General features: G+C 64.2%; 13 protein-coding genes, 5 pseudogenes and 1 other annotated feature. Of the genes and pseudogenes, 13 read left to right on the top strand and 5 right to left on the bottom strand.

The window, feature by feature from the left end:
* Positions 1–47 precede the first annotated feature (47 nt).
* The 7 genes and pseudogenes from MSM1_RS09545 to MSM1_RS21765 all read left to right on the top strand — a co-directional run.
* The gene (locus MSM1_RS09545) at positions 48–1,379 is read left to right on the top strand and encodes a cytochrome P450 (RefSeq protein ID WP_213441199.1); all 1,332 of its coding nucleotides are present in this window, start codon (positions 48–50) and stop codon (positions 1,377–1,379) included.
* 46 nt (positions 1,380–1,425) lie between these two features.
* Positions 1,426–1,662: a ferredoxin gene (locus MSM1_RS22940; protein WP_374101674.1), complete on the top strand. Its 237-nt coding sequence runs from the start codon at positions 1,426–1,428 to the stop codon at positions 1,660–1,662.
* A 945-nt stretch (positions 1,663–2,607) separates the two neighbouring features.
* The gene (locus MSM1_RS09535) at positions 2,608–3,906 is read left to right on the top strand and encodes an IS256 family transposase (protein ID WP_213441197.1); all 1,299 of its coding nucleotides are present in this window, start codon (positions 2,608–2,610) and stop codon (positions 3,904–3,906) included.
* A gap of 47 nt (positions 3,907–3,953) precedes the next feature.
* Positions 3,954–4,643, top strand: a complete 690-nt coding sequence (locus MSM1_RS09530) for a transglutaminase domain-containing protein (RefSeq protein WP_307857320.1) — start codon at positions 3,954–3,956, stop codon at positions 4,641–4,643.
* 278 nt (positions 4,644–4,921) lie between these two features.
* Positions 4,922–6,019, top strand: a complete 1,098-nt coding sequence (locus MSM1_RS09525) for a CaiB/BaiF CoA-transferase family protein (protein ID WP_213441196.1) — start codon at positions 4,922–4,924, stop codon at positions 6,017–6,019.
* Positions 6,020–6,066: 47 nt separating this feature from the next.
* A complete protein-coding gene (locus MSM1_RS09520) occupies positions 6,067–6,828 on the top strand; it encodes a 3-hydroxyacyl-CoA dehydrogenase (RefSeq protein ID WP_213441195.1) in 762 nt (253 codons plus the stop codon).
* 276 nt (positions 6,829–7,104) lie between these two features.
* Positions 7,105–7,323 (top strand): annotated as a pseudogene (locus MSM1_RS21765) (FAD-binding monooxygenase); the annotation flags it as partial.
* Positions 7,324–7,583: 260 nt separating this feature from the next.
* On the opposite strand, the gene MSM1_RS22700 reads toward MSM1_RS21765, so the two are convergent.
* Positions 7,584–7,889 carry a transposase gene (locus MSM1_RS22700; protein WP_307857319.1) on the bottom strand — a complete coding sequence of 102 codons (306 nt, stop codon included), beginning with the start codon at positions 7,887–7,889 and terminating at the stop codon, positions 7,584–7,586.
* A 26-nt stretch (positions 7,890–7,915) separates the two neighbouring features.
* Positions 7,916–8,983 (bottom strand): annotated as a pseudogene (locus MSM1_RS09515) (transposase).
* A gap of 119 nt (positions 8,984–9,102) precedes the next feature.
* Here MSM1_RS09515 and MSM1_RS09510 point away from each other — a divergent pair.
* A protein-coding gene (locus MSM1_RS09510; protein WP_213441194.1) for an IS3 family transposase occupies positions 9,103–10,247 on the top strand; the annotation gives its coding sequence in 2 pieces (ribosomal slippage) (positions 9,103–9,370 and positions 9,370–10,247; 1,146 coding nt in all).
* A 257-nt stretch (positions 10,248–10,504) separates the two neighbouring features.
* Positions 10,505–10,765 (top strand): annotated as a pseudogene (locus MSM1_RS09505) (transposase); the annotation flags it as partial.
* Here the strand turns inward: MSM1_RS09505 and MSM1_RS09500 are convergent.
* Positions 10,758–11,216: a DUF6262 family protein gene (locus MSM1_RS09500; protein ID WP_213441193.1), complete on the bottom strand. Its 459-nt coding sequence runs from the start codon at positions 11,214–11,216 to the stop codon at positions 10,758–10,760. The pseudogene MSM1_RS09505 and the gene MSM1_RS09500 overlap by 8 nt on opposite strands.
* Positions 11,206–13,068 carry a site-specific integrase gene (locus MSM1_RS09495; protein ID WP_307857318.1) on the bottom strand — a complete coding sequence of 621 codons (1,863 nt, stop codon included), beginning with the start codon at positions 13,066–13,068 and terminating at the stop codon, positions 11,206–11,208. Before MSM1_RS09495 ends, MSM1_RS09500 begins: the two co-directional genes overlap by 11 nt.
* Before the next feature lie 36 nt (positions 13,069–13,104).
* Between MSM1_RS09495 and MSM1_RS09490 the strand changes: the two genes are divergently transcribed.
* Positions 13,105–13,854, top strand: a complete 750-nt coding sequence (locus tag MSM1_RS09490) for a transposase (RefSeq protein ID WP_213441192.1) — start codon at positions 13,105–13,107, stop codon at positions 13,852–13,854.
* Positions 13,855–14,120: 266 nt separating this feature from the next.
* Here MSM1_RS09490 and MSM1_RS09485 read toward each other — a convergent pair whose 3' ends face one another.
* A complete protein-coding gene (locus MSM1_RS09485; RefSeq protein ID WP_307857317.1) occupies positions 14,121–14,942 on the bottom strand; it encodes a site-specific integrase in 822 nt (273 codons plus the stop codon).
* A gap of 87 nt (positions 14,943–15,029) precedes the next feature.
* Here MSM1_RS09485 and MSM1_RS09480 point away from each other — a divergent pair.
* From MSM1_RS09480 to MSM1_RS22695, 3 genes and pseudogenes are all read left to right on the top strand, one after another.
* Positions 15,030–16,090 (top strand): annotated as a pseudogene (locus tag MSM1_RS09480) (IS3 family transposase); the annotation flags it as partial.
* Positions 15,059–15,190 (top strand) — a sequence feature (AL1L pseudoknot). It overlaps the preceding pseudogene by 132 nt.
* A gap of 22 nt (positions 16,091–16,112) precedes the next feature.
* Positions 16,113–17,048 (top strand): tyrosine-type recombinase/integrase, encoded by a 936-nt coding sequence (locus tag MSM1_RS09475; protein ID WP_236054838.1) that lies wholly within the window; start codon positions 16,113–16,115, stop codon positions 17,046–17,048.
* Positions 17,048–18,223 (top strand): annotated as a pseudogene (locus MSM1_RS22695) (tyrosine-type recombinase/integrase); the annotation flags it as partial. The gene MSM1_RS09475 and the pseudogene MSM1_RS22695, both read left to right, overlap by 1 nt.
* Positions 18,224–18,304: the final 81 nt, after the last annotated feature.

The raw sequence follows: 18,304 nt of genomic DNA, 5'->3' as shown, positions 1-18,304 counted from the left end.
CCGCCAATAGACACAACCGAGACATCTACTCCTAGGAGGGTTGACGCATGACCAGCAACGACGTCGCATCAAACGTCGCAGCCAAAGCCGGTTCCGCATGTCCCATAACCGGCCTCGGCGCCGAGTTCGATCCGTTTGACCCAGCATACGTAGCAGATCCATACCCTTGGTTTCACCGGGCCCGACATGAGGAGCCCGTTTTCTATAGCCCAGAGATCGACCGCTACGTGGTGACTCGCTATAGCGACATCAAAAATATTTTAACCGATACCGAGTCGTGGTCAGCAGATATCGTGACGGAGTTGGTAACGCCGCTTTATGAATCCACAATGGCGGAGTTCGCCCAGGGAAGCGCCATCCAATACCTCACCGGACCGACTTTAGTCAACGAAGACGGACCCCAGCACACACTACGCCGAAAGAGGTTGATGCCATCCTTTTCGCCGAAAGCGTTGGCTGCGCTGGAACCCCAGATCCGCACATCGGTCAACGAATACATAAGCAAATTCGTGAAGAAAGGTCGAGCGGATCTCGTCGACGATTTCGTCTGGGAACTACCAGTAAGAGTGCTTTTTACATTCATGGGAATCCCGGAAGCAGACGCCCACTATGTCAAGGAGTTCAGCGCTGAACGTGCCGTTTTCTCGTGGGGCAGACCAGATGAGCAACAGCAGAACAAAATCGCTCAGGAAGTAAATCGGTTTGCGGAATTCTGCGAACATCATATCGCCCGTCAACGTGCCAATCCAGGGAATGACTTGGCCAGCGAGTTTGTGAAATTCAACCAGGAGGAGCCCGAACTCTTCCCGGACATCATGCCTTACAGCTACATGATCAACTTCATGTTCGCCGGACACGAGACCACCACATCAGCGGCTGCCAGCATGTTCCGCCATCTGCTGGAAAACCGCCCTCAATGGGAGGCGGTCTGCCGCCAACCCGAACTCATTCCCAAAGCGGTGGAAGAGACCTTGCGGCAAAGCCCGTCACTTGTGGCCTGGCACCGGCGAGCACTAAAGCCTATGGAGGTGGGCGGCGTGAGCATCCCCGAGAACGGCAAAGCTCTCATCGTACTGGGCTCGGCCAATCACGACGAGGAGGTATTCGGCGACAACTCCGAAGAATTCGACATCAGCCGCCCGAATGCGAATCGTCACCTCGCCTTCGGATTCGGAAAGCACACCTGTCTTGGGGCTCCCTTGGCGCGCATGGAGCTGCGGGTCTTCCTCGAGGAGACGACTCGCCGGCTGCCGCACCTGAGGCTCGTCGAAAATCAGAAGTGGGAATTCAATCCCAACGTCAGCTTCCGTGGGGGTCCCCGCCATGTCTTAGTCGAGTGGGATCCTGACGCCAACCCCTTTGCGCAGGATCGGCCATAAAGGTGGACCAACGATAGCCACACGCTTGACAGGTAACTGTTCCTGTATGATGCGAAACAAGGAGACACTCGTGAGAATTATAGTGGATAAATCGAAATGCTCCCTTCACGGGGTATGCGAATCCATCGCCCCCAACATCTTTGGGCTGGCTGAAGATGGGACGCGCCAAGTACTTGTAGATGTGCTTGATGAAACCGAACTCCCCCTCGCTGAAGAGGCTGTCGAATCCTGCCCGACGATGGCTTTGCAGCTTGTGCCTTCGAGCCAGTGTTGCGCCACTTAGCCGCGTGTGCGTCGACTTGAGAAAATTTGTTAGCGGTGTCGTACACCCCGACGTCGGGGCGTTCGATCCCAACCCAGGGTTTATATCCACTGGGACAAAGATAGCCCGTTGCTCACGGAACTGATGACGCATCAACAGTGGTTGCGCACGCAGGGACTCGTTGTGGCAGTACCACATGGCAAGGCAATTGGCTTCCTGACACGACGGATCCGGTCATGGCGGTCGGGTCCAAAGGTCGGATCCAAAGGAATGGGCTCTTGGTTTATGTCGTCCCGTAGGGCTGCCGCCGGCAGCCAAATATCCAACCTCGCAATGGCGAACGTTGTGGGTCAGATAGTGTATTTTTTACCTGTCCGAGTGGCTACAGAATGCCCTGAAACTGGCTGCAACCGGCTGGCACTCCGCCGCCGCGAGCACGGTGGCGCTTCGCGTGGCGCCTGCAGGCCGCCATACCTGAGTTTCGAGGATGCCGAACTGGCGACCGCCGCTTCAACCGGCGTTCAGGTGTTCACGTACGATCTACGCTTCTGGCGCGATCGTCTCAAAGACGATGTCCTCGCAGCGGCACTCTTCCAACTCGGGGTGTTTATCGGGAAGGCCGTTTCCAGAGGACAATGCTCCTCCTCGATGATGCGGCCACATCCAAGACCGCCGGGGCGGCGCGCGACGACATGCGCTATCGCCGCTAAAGCCACTGTCGCCCCATTGCGGGAACGCAACATCGTCGATAGCCGGTCTGACCGAAAAGATTCCCGAAGCCAAAGGCTCAACGTCCTCGGCTGCGCCCGCGTCATCCGTAACAAACCAGCAGCCATGTTTGATAACGAAAGGAAGCAATGCTTGAAATCTGTGGATCTGCTCGGGAAGGGGCGTACCTTCCCGAGTGGTCAGTGAAGGTTCCAAGCTAGGCCGGCGTTAGGTGCGTCGGCCGGGAAGGTACGACCCATGCTCAATGTAGTCCCTGAGGCCGGCGTCGGTGATGGCTCGGCTGTGCCGGTCGCGTTGGCGGGCCCGGTGTCCTCGGGGATCGATGAGATCGTGCGCGAGGGCGCACAGCGGATGCTGGCGGCGGCGTTGCGGGCCGAGGTGGCCGCCTACTGCGCGCGGTTCGCCGATGAGCGCGACGAGAACGGGTATCGGTTGGTGGTCCGCAACGGGTATCACGAGCCGCGGGAGGTGACCATCGCCGCGGGGGTGATCAAGGTGGTGGCGCCGCGGGTCAACGACCGCCGTGTCGACCCGCAAACCGGTGAGCGGGTGCGGTTCTCGTCGGCGATCTTGCCGCCATGGGCGCGCAAGACCCCGCAGGTCACCGAGGTGTTGCCGCTGCTGTGTCTGCACGGGCTGTCCAGCCAGGATTTCAGGCCGGCGCGCGGGCAGTTCCTCGGCTCGACCAAGGGCCTGTCGGCGGCGACGATCACCACGTTGACCCAGACCTGGCAGGCCGAGCAGAACGCGTTCGCGGCCCGCGACCTGTCGAACGTGGACTACGTCTACCTCTGGGCTGATGGCATCCACGTCAATGTGCGCTTGGAGGGCCTTTTGGTGCTGATCGGGGTGCGCGCGGATGGCCGCAAGGAGCTGGTCGCGCTCGCCGACGGCTACCGTGAGTCGGCCGAGTCGTGGGCGGATCTGCTGCGCGATGCCAAACGGCGCGGCATGCGGGCAGCGGTGCTGGCGATCGGCGACGGCGCGCCGGGGTTCTGGGGCGCGCTGCGCGAAGCCTTCCCCGAGACCAAAGAGCAGCGCTGTTGGTTCCATAAGATTGCGAATGTTATTGCTGCGCTCCCGAAGTCGGCGCATCCCGGGGCGAAGAAAGCCTTGGCGGAGATCTGGAACGCCCAAGACAAACGTCACGCGCTGGGCGCGGTGAAAAACTTCGAGGCGGCCTACGGCGCCAAGTGCTCGACAGCGGTCGCCAAGATCACCGACGACCTCGATCAACTGCTGGCCTTCTACGACTTCCCGGCCGAACATTGGGTAGATTTGCGCACGACAAATCCGATCGAGTCGACCTTCGCCACCGTGCGCAACCGCAGCAAGATCACCAAGGGGCCGGGTTCGCGCGCAGCCGGAATCGCCATGGCCTACAAGCTGATCGAGGCCGCCCAGTCACGCTGGCGCGCGGTGAACGCACCCCACTTGGTCGCCCTCGTCCGTGCTGGCGCGAGGTTCGAGAACGGCAAGCTCGTCGAGCGCCCCGACGAACCGATCGCTGACGAGACCCGGGAGGAGGCCGCCTGAAAAATCTTGATCCACAGGTATTGACAATTGCTCACGAAAGGCCCTCTGTGACTAACACATCGATTGATCCCGATCCGAGCTTCCTGGGAACCACGGAATTCCTAGACTGGCAGCACGACAATGTTCAGCGCTTCACCGATAAAGCGATCGGCAACAGCCGCGATCCGGTGACACGAGCCCAACGCATTTTTCTCGCTGTCCGCGACAACATCTGGTACGACCCCTACAGTATCGATGACAATCCCGACCACTACCGGGCTAGCTACGTCGCGACTGCGACACGCGCCTACTGTGTTCCCAAGGCGGTCCTGCTCACCGCAGCAGCCCGCGCCGCGGCTATCCCAGCACGACTGGGTTTCGCCGACGTGCGCAACCACCTACAAACCACCACACTGCGGGTCCGAATGGGCGGCAGCGACCTGTTCGTCTACCATGGTTACAGCGAACTATTCGTCAACGACCGCTGGGTCAAGGCAACACCGGCCTTCAACGCCGAACTGTGCCGCCGATTCAGCGTGCCCCCAATCGACTTCGACGGGGAACACGACGCGCTCCTACACGCCTATGACAGCGAAGGTCACCAGTACATGGAATACCTTCACGACCACGGCTGGTACCACGATCTTCCCTTCGCCGAGATCGTCACCGAACTCCAGCAGCGTTACGGTCCGCTCATCATGCAAACACCTCCAACCGAGCAAGACACCTTCACTAAACACATAGTTTCTTTGGACTGATTATCTCTAAGCGGCGATTGAGGTGTACCTGACCGGTCATCCCTCATGGTGATGGGAGGGATTGTTGAAATCGCAAGTTACGCGGATGGCTGTTGCGTTGATCGTCGTTTCCGCTGTACGGAGTGCAAGGTGTTTATTGCCGTGAAATTGGTAGCGGCCCTTCGGAAACGCTGCAACTCGCCGGGCTTGGTGCCGCTGCGGATACAGCGAGGTCGAAGCCGCCTGCGTAAAAGGCAGTGGGCGATCCGCTGCGCGCAGCTACAGTTAGGAGGTCGGTAGTGGCGGGGCCGTTGGTCGGGCTGCGGGTGATCGAGCTGGCCGGGATCGGCCCGGGCACGCACGCCGCAATGATCCTTGGTGACCTCGGCGCCGACGTCGTGCGTATTGAACGGCCCGGCGCGGCAGGCGGCGTGGTTAGCGACGCCATGCTGCGCAACCGACGGCTCGTCATCGTCGACCTCAAATCCGACCAGGGGCGTGACCTGGTGCTGCGACTCGTCGCGAGGGCCGACGTGCTGATTGAGGGCTACCGGCCGGGCGTCACCGAACGGCTGGGCCTGGGTCCCGACGACTGTGCCCTGGTCAACGAGCGACTGATCTACGGCCGGATGACCGGCTGGGGTCAAACCGGTCAGCGCAGCCGTCAGGCCGGCCACGACATCAACTACATTTCGCTCAACGGAGTGCTGCACGCGATCGGCCGCAGAGGGGAACGCCCGGTGCCGCCACTGAACCTGATCGGCGATTTCGGCGGCGGCTCAATGTTTTTACTGGTGGGAATCTTGGCTGCGCTGTGGGAGCGGCAGACGTCAGGCAAAGGGCAGGTCGTCGACGCCGCGATGATCGACGGGTCGTCGGTGCTGGCGCAAATGATGTGGTCGATGCGGGCCGTCGAGATGTGGACTGACGAGCGCGGAACCAACCTGCTCGACGGGGGCGCCCCGTACTATGACACCTACGAATGCGCTGACGGCCGCTACCTCGCTGTGGGAGCGATCGAGCCGCAGTTTTACGCTGCCATGCTGGCTGGGCTCGGCCTAGACGGTGCCGGCCTGCCCGGGCAAAACGACCGCGCCCGTTGGCCGGAGCTGCGGGCTCGACTCGCCGAGGTCATCGGCTCGAAAGATCGCGATCATTGGGCCAAGGTGTTCGCCAACTCCGACGCCTGTGTCACCCCGGTGCTGGCGTTCGGCGAGGTTCTGACCGAATCACACGTCGTGCAGCGCAACACTTTCTATCGGGATGATGGCGGATTGGAGCCGATGCCGGCGCCGCGGTTTTCGCGAACCGCCCCCGATCCACCCAAGCCACCAGGAGACCCCGCCGCCTACACCGAAACCATAACCGACTGGCTACAGCTCCGGACCAATCAATAGGTTGGCACCACTATCGGAGCGGGCCACGACGGAAAGGAAAGTTCCGAGTGGAGATCGAAGATAGCGTAGCACTCGTCACCGGTGGCGCGTCGGGCCTCGGCCTGGCTACCACCCGGCGACTGCTGGACGCCGGCGCTCAAGTCGTCGTGTTGGACCTCAAGGGCTCTGACGTGGTCCGCGAACTCGGCGACCGGACGCGGTTCACGTCCGCCGATGTCACCGACGAGAAAGCGGTGAACGGCGCCCTCGATATCGCCGAATCGCTGGGCCCGCTGCGGATTGTAGTGAACTGCGCCGGCACCGGCAACGCCATTCGCGTTCTGAGCAAGGACGGCGTGTTCCCGCTCGACGCGTTCCGCAAGATCGTCGACGTCAATCTGATCGGCACGTTCAACGTGCTGCGGCTCGGCGCCCAGCGGATCGCCAAGACCGAACCGGTCGGCCCGGACGGAGAGGAGCGCGGTGTCATCATCAACACCGCTTCGGTGGCAGCGTTCGACGGCCAAATCGGCCAGGCCGCCTACTCGGCGTCCAAGGGCGGGGTGGTCGGTATGACACTTCCGATCGCTCGGGACCTGGCCAGCAAAGGCATCCGGGTCATGACGATAGCGCCGGGCCTGTTCGACACCCCGCTGCTGGCCAGCCTTCCCGAGCCAGCCAAGGAGTCGCTGGGCAAACAGGTGCCGCACCCTAGCCGGCTGGGCAGACCCGACGAGTACGCCGCGCTGGCTGTGCACATTATCGAGAACCCGATGCTCAACGGCGAGGTCATCCGTCTCGACGGCGCCATCCGCATGGCACCCAGATAGTGAAGACTGTGAGCGAATTCGGGCCGCTGGCGGCGCTATGCGGACCAGGCTCCGCGAGCGGTGACAGGTGCCAGCCGATGCGCGCATGTAATCGCGGTGGAGTTCCGGTGCTGCCCTTGATAGCAGATGCTCCTGCGCGGGCCACCGGTCAATCCGGTGCAGCAGCAGTGGCCATGTGGGCGCGCAAACGTGCGCACCACAACCCGCTGGAACCGTTCCGCGTCAAACGCCGGCCCGATATAACCCGAAACTACGGCGGCAGCGGCCACGGATGATACCCATTCGGTAGTGGCGCGCCACCTTAATGGTCCGCTGAACCGCCGTTATGCCGGCTACACCGCCCGGCGGGGTATCGCCCACTATGCCCTAGATCCGCAGCTGGCCGGCGAGACGTTAGGGCCTGGCGTCGAATTTGGTCATGTCCCGGTGGGGCCGAATTCGACGTATTGGTTCTCGACCCAACGCGCGCCCGAAGGCAGTTGCTCACCACCTGGGATGTTCCCGGTGAATGAGTCCGCCTTGTTTTAGAGTCCTGTGGCCCCCGTGGATGGGGCTGGAAGGGACGATGAAACACATGCCTCAGAATTTCACGGTGGCCCGGGTTCTGCTGTGGCGGTCTGCGGGGTGGCAGCTTTGTCGAGGTTTTGAGGTTGGGGGTAGGCGGCGGCGCCGCGTGTCGTGCGGTGACGCCGGGTCCTTTATCCCGGGGGTGGTTACTCCTTTTTTGGGGTCGAGCGGGCACAGGGGCCTGTGGGTCAGGGTATGGCGCGGACCCTGTTGAGGGCGTCGGCGAATTCTTTTGCCCAGGGCCAGGTTTGGGGGATCCGCAGGATCAGGTAGCGGGATCTTTTGATCAGCCGGGCCGCGGCGTGCAGCAGCCGGTAGCGCAGGGTGGCGGGTTCGGCTTTGGCCAGTGGGCCGTCCAGCAGTAGCAGTGGCATCCAGCACAGCAGGTCGATGGCGATCGCGACGGCGGTGACCCAAGCGGTGTTGATGGCGAACGAGTGTGAGGGCCAGCGGGCCAGGCCGGTGTCTTTGCCGGTGCGGATGAAGCCCTCCACCCGGGCGTGGACGCGGTGGCGGGCTTCTAGTCGCTGGGGTTGTCCACGGCAGTCGAGGTGGCGAGGACCTGGTAGCGGTAGCCGGCCAGCTGCTCGAACAATGACAACTGGGTGCCGTGTTCGATTTCTTCGCGCCGCACCAGGACGCGCATGCCGGCCGGCCAGCCGACCAGCTGATCCCCTCCGGTGCTGTGGCGCAGCAGCCCGGTCAACTCGGCGACCTGGGCGTCGTCGCGGGCCGCCCCGGTGGCATCCAGCGCGGCTTGCCATCCCGCATCGGGCATCTGGCCGATCGCGACCCGGACCCGCTCATCGAGGTCGAATCCGACCGAGTAGCCCACCGACATCCCCGGCCGGGCATTGAGTTTCTCCAGGTGTTCGACGACGGCGTGGCTTGAACCCGCGCCGTCGATGGTGACCAGCAACTTGCGGCGCCACGTGGCCGGGATCGCCGCGATCGCGGCGTCGATGATCGCGATATGATCGGCCGCGGTGTTCGAGCCGGCGTTGCCGGGACGGGCGATCACCGCCAGCAGTTCGCCGGTGTTGTCACACCACGCCAACAGCGGGTGAAAGCCAAACCCGCCTTTGACATTGCCTGCGGCGTGCTGCTTATCGCTGTGCGACTAAATCAGCGAGGCGTCGATGCGGATCACGATCGTGTCCCCGAGGTCCCCAGAGCAGGTCTGCGAAGCCGGGATCGCACCGTGGCGGGCCTCGATCGCCTCCCACACCCGAGAGCGGACCTTGTTGCGCACGGCCGTGACCTCGGTGATGCTCTGCTTGTCGATCTCGCCCAGGGACCGCCACATCGTCGGAACCGACGCCACCGCCTCAAACAACCGGTGCTGATCGCGCAGCACCGCGGTGCCGGCCAGGTTCTGTGCGCCGCCCGCGATCGATACCGCCACATCGCGCAACACCGCGCCTCGGTCGTGGGTGACTTCTGCGCGCGACAGCACCGACGACAAACCGCTGGTCAAACCCAGATTGTCGGCCAGCAACCGGGGTATCACGTTACCGGCGTGCCCGACCACGTCGTCGCCACGGACCTCAACTCGGACATTCTTCGACCAACCCGTAGTATCCTGCATCTGACAGGTGCACTCCCATCCTGGATAACCGAGCCTCGAACACTCCGATTATCCTTGCGGTAGTGCACCTTTCACGTTAGCGACACCCCCGAGCCCCACATTCGATGAAAAATCCAGGCATGGCTGGTCGGAAGCGGCATTCCGCGGAGGACATCGTGCGCAAGCTGCGCCGTGCGGATGAGCTGGGGGCGGCAGGCAAGACCGGTGAGGAGATCGCCGCCGAGCTGGAGGTGTCGCCGGCGACGCTGTATAACTGGCGGCGCACCTATGGCGGGATGGATATCAATGCCGCCAGGCAGCTCAAGGCGTTGCGGGAGCAGAACGCGAGGTTGAAGCGGCTGCTGGCCGAGGCGGAGTTGGAAAAGGATGCGTTGCGGGAGGTTGCGAAGGGAAAATTCTGAGCCCGGCCGCCAAGCGTCGCGCCGTGGACATGCTCAAAGAGGTGTTGAGCATGTCGGAGCGGTTGGCGTGCAAGGCGGCTGGGCTGGCTCGTTCTACCTACCGGCGCACTCCGGTCGCGCAGACCCCGGCCGACCCGGATGCCGATCTGTGGGCCTGGCTGCGCGCCTATGCCACCAAACATCCGTGCCATGGGTTTCGGCGCGCCTGGGCGGCGTTGCGCCACGATGAGGGCCGTGAGGTCAACAAAAAGAAGGTCCACCGGCTGTGGCGTGAGGAAGGACTGCAGCGGCGGGCGCATTCGCCGCGTAAGCGCGCGGGGGTGTCGTCGGCGCCGCAGGTCGTCGCGGACGCACCCAAGGTCGTGTGGGCGCTGGATTTTCAGTTCGACTCCACCATCGACGGCAAGGCCGTCAAGATCGCGTCGATGGTCGACGAGCACACCCGCGAATCGCTGCTGAACATCGTGGAGCGCTCGATCACCGGCGAGCGTCTCGTCGATGAACTCGAGCGGGTGTTCGCCACCGCCGGTGGACCGCCGCTGGTGCTGCGCATGGACAACGGCCCGGAGATGATTTCACAAGCGCTGCAACAGTTTTGTGACGGCACAGTCGGATTGTCCTACATTCCACCCGGCGCGCCGTGGGACAACGCCTACATCGAATCGTTCAACAGCAGGCTCAGGAAGGAGTGCCTCAACCGCAACCACTGGACCAACCTGCTGGAGGCCCGAGTAGTCATCGGCGACTTCAAGCACGAACATAATCACCGGCACCGTCACTCCGCACTGGGCTACCTCACCCCGGCCGAGTACGCTGCCCGATGCAGCCACACCCACACCCCTGTGGCCTGCGAAATCAACTGAATCCAGAACAACAAAACCCGACTCTAGAACCGGGTGGACTCAGTATCGGGGACTCGCCACCACCCAAGGCGAGTTCGACTACCTGCAGGACAAGTTCGCCGACTGGGCCGAACCCATTCCGGGCATCCTGGCCGCGACGAGTTGCACGGGCGTTTTGCGCGACGACGTTTATGACCGCGCTCCCGCCCGGAACTGGGCACGCGGACCGAACCGTCCCCGGTTTTATGCGCACTTCCTTTGTTGGGAAGGATGGCGCGATGCCGAGCAAGTACGACGAGAACACCAAGGCCAGGGCCGTGCGGTTGGTGCGCGAACACCGCGACGACTACGACTCAGAGTGGGCGGCGCTCAAGGCGATCTCCGGCCGGCTGGGGATGCATAGCGAGACGCTACGCAAGTGGGTGCGTCAAGCCGAGATCGACGCCGGTGAAGCAGCGGGGGTCGCCACCGAGGAAATCCGCGAGCTGCGTGAGCTGCGTAAGAAGAACCGGGAGCTTGAGCAGGCTATCGTTATCTTGGGCTGGGTCGACTGTTTAGCGTCGTGAGCTGGGCGTTTGTGTCGTGGACGGTGTCCGTTACGCGGGTGGCGGCGATGCGGTTGGCGCGGAGTTGTCCGTGCAGGCGTGCGATCTGGTTGCGCAGTTGGCGGGTTTCGTCGTCGAGTTCGCGAATGCGTTCGTGTGCGAGTGTGAGGCGTTGGCGCAGCGAGGCGTCGGAACCGGGTTCGATCCGGGCAGGTGCCGACGACGTCGTCTCCGATATGGTGGTCAATCGGCGGAGTTGGTCGCGCAGTTCGGGTTGGGCATACAGCCATGAGCGGGAGACGCCAGCGTGGGCGGCGATCTGCGTGATGGTGTGTCGCTGGCCGGTTTCGTCGAGTTCCTGTAGGGCTTGTCGAGCGCGTTGGAGGGTGTCGGCGCGACGGCGTTGGGCAGCGGCGATGAGGTGGTGGCTGTTGTCACGGCGCATCGGAGGAGTCCTTCCCGCAACATGTTCCGCTGTCCGGCGCGGCGCACCGGCAGTCGTGTTGGTCGGCTTCCAGGGCGGTGATGATGGTGAGCAGGTTGGTTTCGAGCGTGCGGTTCATCTCGGCCAGGCGGGTATGGCCGTCGGCCTCGGCGCGGGTGATCAGCGCGCGGGTGTCGTCGAGCTGTTTGCGGTGCTGGGGCAGGAATTCGGCGGTCGTGACGAACAGTGGGCAAGTCAGGCATGCGTTGGCATGCGGACACGATTTCTGTAGCGGCAGGCCGCAATAGCCGGTGGGCAGCGCGATTTTCGCGCGGGCAAGGTTCTGTTTCATCCACTCGGCATCGGCGAGCGGTCCGTCGAGCATGGTGTCGACGGGCTCACCACGGATGTTGACCTTCTGGGCGCGTTCCCACTGCTCGCGAATGGTGCTGTCGGCCAAGCGGGCATAGACAGCCGTCATGGTGTGGCTGGTGTGGTGAAGCAGCCGTCGGACCACTTCTTGCGGCACGTCATGGTCGATCCACCGAGTGGCCGCGGTGTGCCGGAACTGGTGAGCGGTCACATGCACTTTCTGACCGAGTTCGTCTGTAACGCCGCACTTTTCGAGCCACTGCCCGAGCTGAATGTGGAACGTCGCGGTCGGAATGGGCAGGTGGCCGTCGGGGTTGGCGCTGCTGCGCGGCAACAGCACGCCAGTGGTCGGGAACCGCTGCCGGGTGCGCGCCTGCTGCTCCTGGATCATGGTGGCCAGTTCGTCGTCGATGGGCACCACCGCCTCGCGGCGCAGCTTGTGATTGCGGTAGCGCAAATACACCGCGCCCCGCGGGTCGCGCACCAGACAGTCCATCTGAAGCCGGGTGGCGTCGCCGATGCGCAGTCCCGTGCGGATAAGGACCTCTACCAGCAGCCGGATCCGCGGGTCAGCGATCCGGTCGAGATTGGCGACGTTTTCCAGCTGGGCCATGACGAACTCAGGAATCGCCCGCGGTGCCGGCGTCTCGTCGCGGCGGGGAGGGTCGCTGGGATACAGCTGCGCCTCAGCCGGCAGCGATGCCCACCGGTGCTGGCGGACGGCATAAAGAAACCCCGTCACGCAGCCGATGTCGGTGCTGCGGGTCTTCGGGTGCGGGATTTCGACCGCGAGTCGGGCCAGATAGGCCTCCAACGCCGCCCGGTCGAGCACATTCGGGCCGGGCGAGCTCACCAATCCCGGGGTCAGCCGCGACAACCGCACCAGCGCAATGCGGTCCCGGCGCAGCTGCCCCAGCCCGACCCCGCACGACATTCGCCAGCGACACCACCGCTTGACCAGCTCTCGCAACCACGGTGGTTGCACCGCGGTGAAATCCAGGCGTGCCCCGTCATGACCGGAAACACCCAGCCGCCGCGGCCGCCACACGTCACGCTGGTATTCGCTGTCCCAGCCGGTCCCGTCGCGCAGGTCGAGCAGGCACTCGATCGCATAGGCGAGGAACGCGCGCGGCGTGTGCAGCGCGGCCGCTGCCGGCAGCCCGGCCAGCCAGTCATCGAGCGGACGCACCAGCAGTGACTCGGCCCCGGTTGCCGACAAGTGGTCCAGCAGCGGCTTAATCGATCGCGGCGTGGTGCGGGTCCGGTTCGCATCGACCCGGCATTGCAGCGCGTAGCCGATCTCCAGCCGCAACTGCGGCGCCAACGCCAGCAAGTCGAAGCGGTCCTCGCCGTAGCTGGCGCAGTAGGCGATGAACTCCGCCGTCGACGGGCGACCACGGCCCCGCCACCGCCTGTGGTGGGAATGACACCAGCCGGCGTCCAGTTCGGCCCACAACGCGCACCCCGGGATGGCGCACACCGCCGCCGGTGTGCCAGCCACCTGCGGCGTCCACTGCGCGGGGACACCGACTTCTCGTTGACCGCGCACTTCGACCGATGGGCCAAGCAGGTCGACTTCGTGTTCGGCATGGACGCCAGTGCCGCGCTGCGCTCGCGCGCCGAGGCGCTGGCCGAGGCCTGCTGGACACCGCTGCAGCGGCCCGCAGCCGCGCCGCCGCGCAGCGGGCAGCAGCGCCGGCGCGAGCCCAACCACAAGCGGCGCATCGTCGCTGAACGCGGCTATGTCAACCTTGAACTCAACGGCGAGGATGTCGCCGAGTTCACCTACCAGCCCGGCAAGTGTGGCCGACCCTACCGGGTGATCGCGCTGCGCAAGAACATCAGCAAGACCCGCGGTGAGCAGGCGCTCATCGACGAGGTCCGCTACTTCTTCTACATCACCACCCGCACCGATCTGACCCCCGCGCAGGTCGTGGCCTGCGCCAACGACCGCTGCGACCAGGAAAACGTCATCGAGCAGCTGAAAAACGGTGTCAACGCGCTGCGGGTGCCGCTTTATGACCTGGTCTCCAACTGGGCCCACATGGTCATCGCCGCCCTGGCCTGGAACATCAAGTCCTGGTTTGCGATGATGCTGCACCACAAGGCCGACCGGCGCGACTGGATCAACATGGAGTTCCGCCGCTTTTGCACCCAGGTGATCCTCATCCCCGCCATGATCATCCGCCGCGCCCGTGCCATTACCGTCCGGATCATCGGCTACCACCCCAGCCTGGACCGATTCTTCAGCGCCTACAACACCATTGAGCGCACTCGCTTCGGCTGACACCCACACCCGCCACTCGCCTACGGCCCTGCCGCACCCCACAGCACGCCAGCCCTGTCTCCGTTGTCCAAACCAGCGCACCTCGCGGCGTCCCCGCATGCCCTCACACCCGAACAACCCACGCAGAAGCAATAATCCAGCCAATCGACGACCGCTCACCCATCCGAAAACAGTCATCGACGCCCCAGACACCGCCCGACCGCCAAACCAAATCGAGTTCCCGCACAATCCTGCAATCCGCTGGCAGCGACTCGCTTATTTAAGGCCTAGTCGCTGTCCAACTCGCCGTACTCTCCGTGCAGGTAATCCGCATACAGCCGGATCACCGTGGCTGGCACCGGCACCTGCCGACCTCCGCCCTTGGCTCGAGCCCGGTTCGTATTCACCCGCGGCACCACCGACACCAGCCGAGCCGCGGCGTCGACGTCGCTGTGGCGCAACCCCAATGCCTCACCAACCCGCAGCCCGGAGGAAGCCAGCAGGGAAAACAGGAACCGATCCCGCAGCCGATCACAGGCCGCCACGATCGCCGCGACCTGTTCCGCGCCCAACGTGTCTACGATGCGCCGCTCGGCGCGCAACCGAATCCGCCTGGCACGTTCTGGCCGAGACCCCAGGTGCGCCAGCAACGGTCGCCACGACCCACCATGCGCCGTGCGCCGCTGCCAGGTCGTCAGCAGATCCCCCAGATCCACGCCGTGACGCTGATGGAACTCATAAAACGCCGAGATCGCCGACAGCTTCCGGTTCACCGTCGCCTCCGAGCACACGCTCTCCGCGCTCGGCAACACCGCGACATCCCCTACCCGCGCCGACGCTGGCAACCGCAGCCAGGCCACGAACCAGCCCACGTCGTCCAGCCGCACCCGCGACCACACCACGCCGCGCTGATCGAGGAACTCGAACCAATCCCGCAAATCATGGGCGTAGGCCTTCACCCAGTTGGGTGAGCGCTCGATGGCGTGCAGATGCGCCAAGAATCCCTCGACCGGCTCCACCACCACCGAATCGCGATCGACCAGCGTCCACGACTGCGGATCACCGAACGGCATCACCACCGGCTGCATCCGCAGCCCAGGACACGTCACAGACACCGAAGATAACCAGTCCACAACGCATTTCCCGGTACCCCAGACGGCATGTCGTCTACATCGTGGACAGTCTCCTTAGGGCCTCAGATAACTATCGAAATACTCAAGGCCGCAACGAGTTTCTTCGCGCGGGAGTGCGACCCGCTACACCGCTGATCTGTGCGTTCATCGACGAACATCGTAAGGAATTCGGGGTCGTACCGATCTGCCGCGCCCTGGGTATCCAGGGCGTGGCGATCGCCCCGCGCACCTACTGGGCGCACCGCTCGTCGGCGCCGTCGAAACGGGCCCTGTGGGACACCACGATCACCGAGATCCTGGCCGGCTACTACGAGCCTGACGCCGACGGGAAACGCCCACCGGAGAGCCTCTACGGCAGCCTGAAGATGTGGGCGCATCTGCAGCGGCAGGGCATCCCGGTGGCCCGGCGCACGGTGGAACGGATCATGCGCCGCAACGGTTGGCGGGGTGTCACCCGTGCTCGCCGCCCGCCGCGTACCACCGAGCGCGACTCGGCCGCGGCCCGAGCGCCGGACCTGGTGGGCCGGCGGTGGCGCGTTGCCGCACCCAACCTACTGGAGGTAGCTGACTTCACCTACGTCGCGCTCGACACCGGCGGGTTCGGCTACACCGCGTTCGTCGTCGACGCCTACGCCGGGCTGATCCCCGGCTGGGAGTGCTCGATGACCAAAGACACCGGCTTCGTCGAGCGCGCCCTGCGCCACGCCGCGGCGTTCCGCGCCCGTCAAGGCTATCCGTTCAACGACACGATCCATCATAGCGACGCCGGAAGCCAGTACACCGCAATACATTACGGTGAGACGCTGATGCTTGAGGGGCTGATACCGTCGATCGGTACCGTCGGCGACGCCCTGGACAACGCGCTCTGCGAAACCACGATCGGGCTCTACAAAACCGAGTGCCTACGCCCAGGCTCCCCGTTTCGCACCGGCCCGATCCGCACCCTCTCCGACCTGCAGAACATGACCTCGGCGTGGGTCAGCTGGTTTGGATATGCGGGTGATCTTCGGCGTGTCTGCCGCTGTCCCGCGGGGCGGGCGCGGATGCTGTGGGCGGGAGGTTGTCGTGTTCGTGCCTTGCCTGGTTCACCCGGTTGGCGGTGGCGTTCCTCGGCTGGGGCATGAGTTGGTCGACGACTATTTGGGGATGGTCGCAGCCCGGGCGCGCCCGAACACGGTGCTGGCTGCCGCGTTCGATCTGAATGTTTTCTTCACTGAGGTCGCCAAGACGCCAGAGGAGGTCACCGATGCCGACGTGTTGTCATTCATCGCCGCCCAGCGCCAGCCGAGGCGTGGCGCGGAAGTGGTGCGGATTGACGACGGTGAGGCCGGGCTGTCGGCGCGCACGATCAAGCGGCGGCTGGCCTCAGTCGCCGGGCTGTTCGAGTATCTGATCATTCGTGGCGTTGTTTCTAGAAATCCAGTGCCGCAGGGATTGTCGACGCGGACTCCGAGTCGGGTGGTACGTGGCGTGCCGTTGATTCGCACCCCGCGAACCCTGCCGCGGGTGATCGACTCCGACCAGGCCGACGCCTTGATGAGGGCGCTACGCACCCACCGGGACCGGGCGATGGTACAGGCGATGCTGCTGGGTGGGCTGCGTCGGTGCGAGGTGCTCGGGCTGCGGCTGGGTGACGTGCGTCCCGGTGAGAAGCGGTTGTTCATCGCCGACGGCAAGGGCGGTCACCAGCGCATCGTGCCGGTGTCACCGCGCTTTTTCACCACTTTGGCCAGTTACCTGGAGGCGGAGCGGCCGCATACCGCGTCAACCGATCACGTGTTCGTGGTGCTCAAGGGCCAACGTCGGGGTCGGCCGCTCAGCGCGGCCGGGCTCGATGAGATCATCGCTGGTGCTCGGCGTCGAGCCGGCATCGAGCACCTGACCTGTCATCAACTGCGGCACACCTGTTTTACCCGGCTGCGTGAGGCCGGGATGGCGCTGGAGGCGATCCAGGCCCAGGCCGGGCACCGCTCGCTGGAATCGACCCGCATTTACTTGCACTTGGCCAACGACTGGCTCGCCGGCGAATACCGGCGAGCGGTCGAGGCGATCGATGCGCAAGCGATGCAGGCACCTGGCTGATGGTCACTGGCCGCATCACCGTGGACGCCGAGCTGCTCAGCCGCACCGACCTGCGGCCGGGCCTGCCGGCGCGGTCGTTTTGTCCCGCCGACTACCACTGGTTCAACGAAGCCTGTTCTCGCATCGGCGTTTCGGCTAGGGACACCGCGGCGCAGTGGAACATCCTGGCGAAGGTTACTGCCATCACTGGTGTGTCACCGCGCGCGATCACCGACGAGCATTTCGACGCCGCCCGTGTGGCGATGCTCACCTCCTATGCTCGCCGCGGCAAGCCCACCGCGGGCAAGAACGTGGCCGCGGTTCTTCACCGCCTGCGGCTGACGCCCTTCCACGCTGGCCAGATTTCTACGCTGCGCCCACCGGCGGTGCAACACCAATCCTCGGACACCGGATGGGACACGGCGCCAATAAAGTTTGTCGAAACCGCGCAGCGATACCTCACACAAGTCGCGCTGAGTCTGCGACCGAGCACCGTCCGACACATAGACCTGGACCTGCGCCGATTCGCAGTCTGGCTGGCCGACACCCACCCCGACGTCACCGGCTGCGCTGATCTCCGGCGCGAACACATCGAGGCATTCAAGGCGTGGCTGTGCACGCACCCCAGGCCATCCACCGGCAAGCCGCTCAACCGGGTCAGCATCAAGAACACGCTGATCAACCTGCACTGCTTTCTCACCCGAATCGCCGAATGGGGCTACCCGGACGCGCCGACCAGGACACTGATGTTCCCCGGCGATCTGCCCATCATCGACAAGCCGTTGCCGCGGTTCCTCGACGACGCCGCAGCAGCCAAGCTGCTGCGCGCCACCCGCAGCGACGCCGATCCGCTGTCTCGGCTGATCGTTGAATTGCTTGCCCGCACCGGGATACGCCGCAGCGAGCTGCTGGCCCTCACCGTCGACGCCGTCGTGCAGATCGGATCCGCCTACTGGCTGCGCATCCCGATCGGCAAGTTGCACAACGACCGCTACATCCCGCTGCACCCACAGCTCAAAGAACTCCTTGATGACTGGATCGCCAACCATAGACCCAATGGGTTGCGCACCAATCACCTTCTGATCGAACACAGAAGGCCGATTAGCCATCACCGCGTCACTTCGGCGTTGCGCCGCGTCGCCGGCGCGGCCGGCATCGGCAACGTCACCGCGCATCAGCTGCGACACACGCTAGCCACCCAGGCGGTGAATCGGGGCATGAGCCTGGATGCGATCGCAGCGCTGCTCGGACATTATGCGGGTGATCTTGTCAAGTGG

This window comes from Mycobacterium sp. SM1 (assembly GCF_018361265.1).
GTDB lineage: Bacteria > Actinomycetota > Actinomycetes > Mycobacteriales > Mycobacteriaceae > Mycobacterium.
The sequence above is the reverse complement of the archived record's forward strand: the minus strand, read 5'-3'. Positions and strand labels throughout refer to the sequence as shown.

Excerpts from the sequence above, each read along its gene's own strand:
- MSM1_RS09545 (WP_213441199.1), top strand. The coding sequence starts at position 48 with ATGACCAGCAACGACGTCGCATCAAACGTCGCAGCCAAAGCCGGTTCC.
- MSM1_RS22940 (WP_374101674.1), top strand. The coding sequence starts at position 1,426 with ATGATGCGAAACAAGGAGACACTCGTGAGAATTATAGTGGATAAATCG.
- MSM1_RS09535 (WP_213441197.1), top strand. The coding sequence starts at position 2,608 with ATGCTCAATGTAGTCCCTGAGGCCGGCGTCGGTGATGGCTCGGCTGTG.
- MSM1_RS09500 (WP_213441193.1), bottom strand. The coding sequence starts at position 11,216 with ATGCGCCGTGACAACAGCCACCACCTCATCGCCGCTGCCCAACGCCGT.
- MSM1_RS09475 (WP_236054838.1), top strand. The coding sequence starts at position 16,113 with ATGGTCGCAGCCCGGGCGCGCCCGAACACGGTGCTGGCTGCCGCGTTC.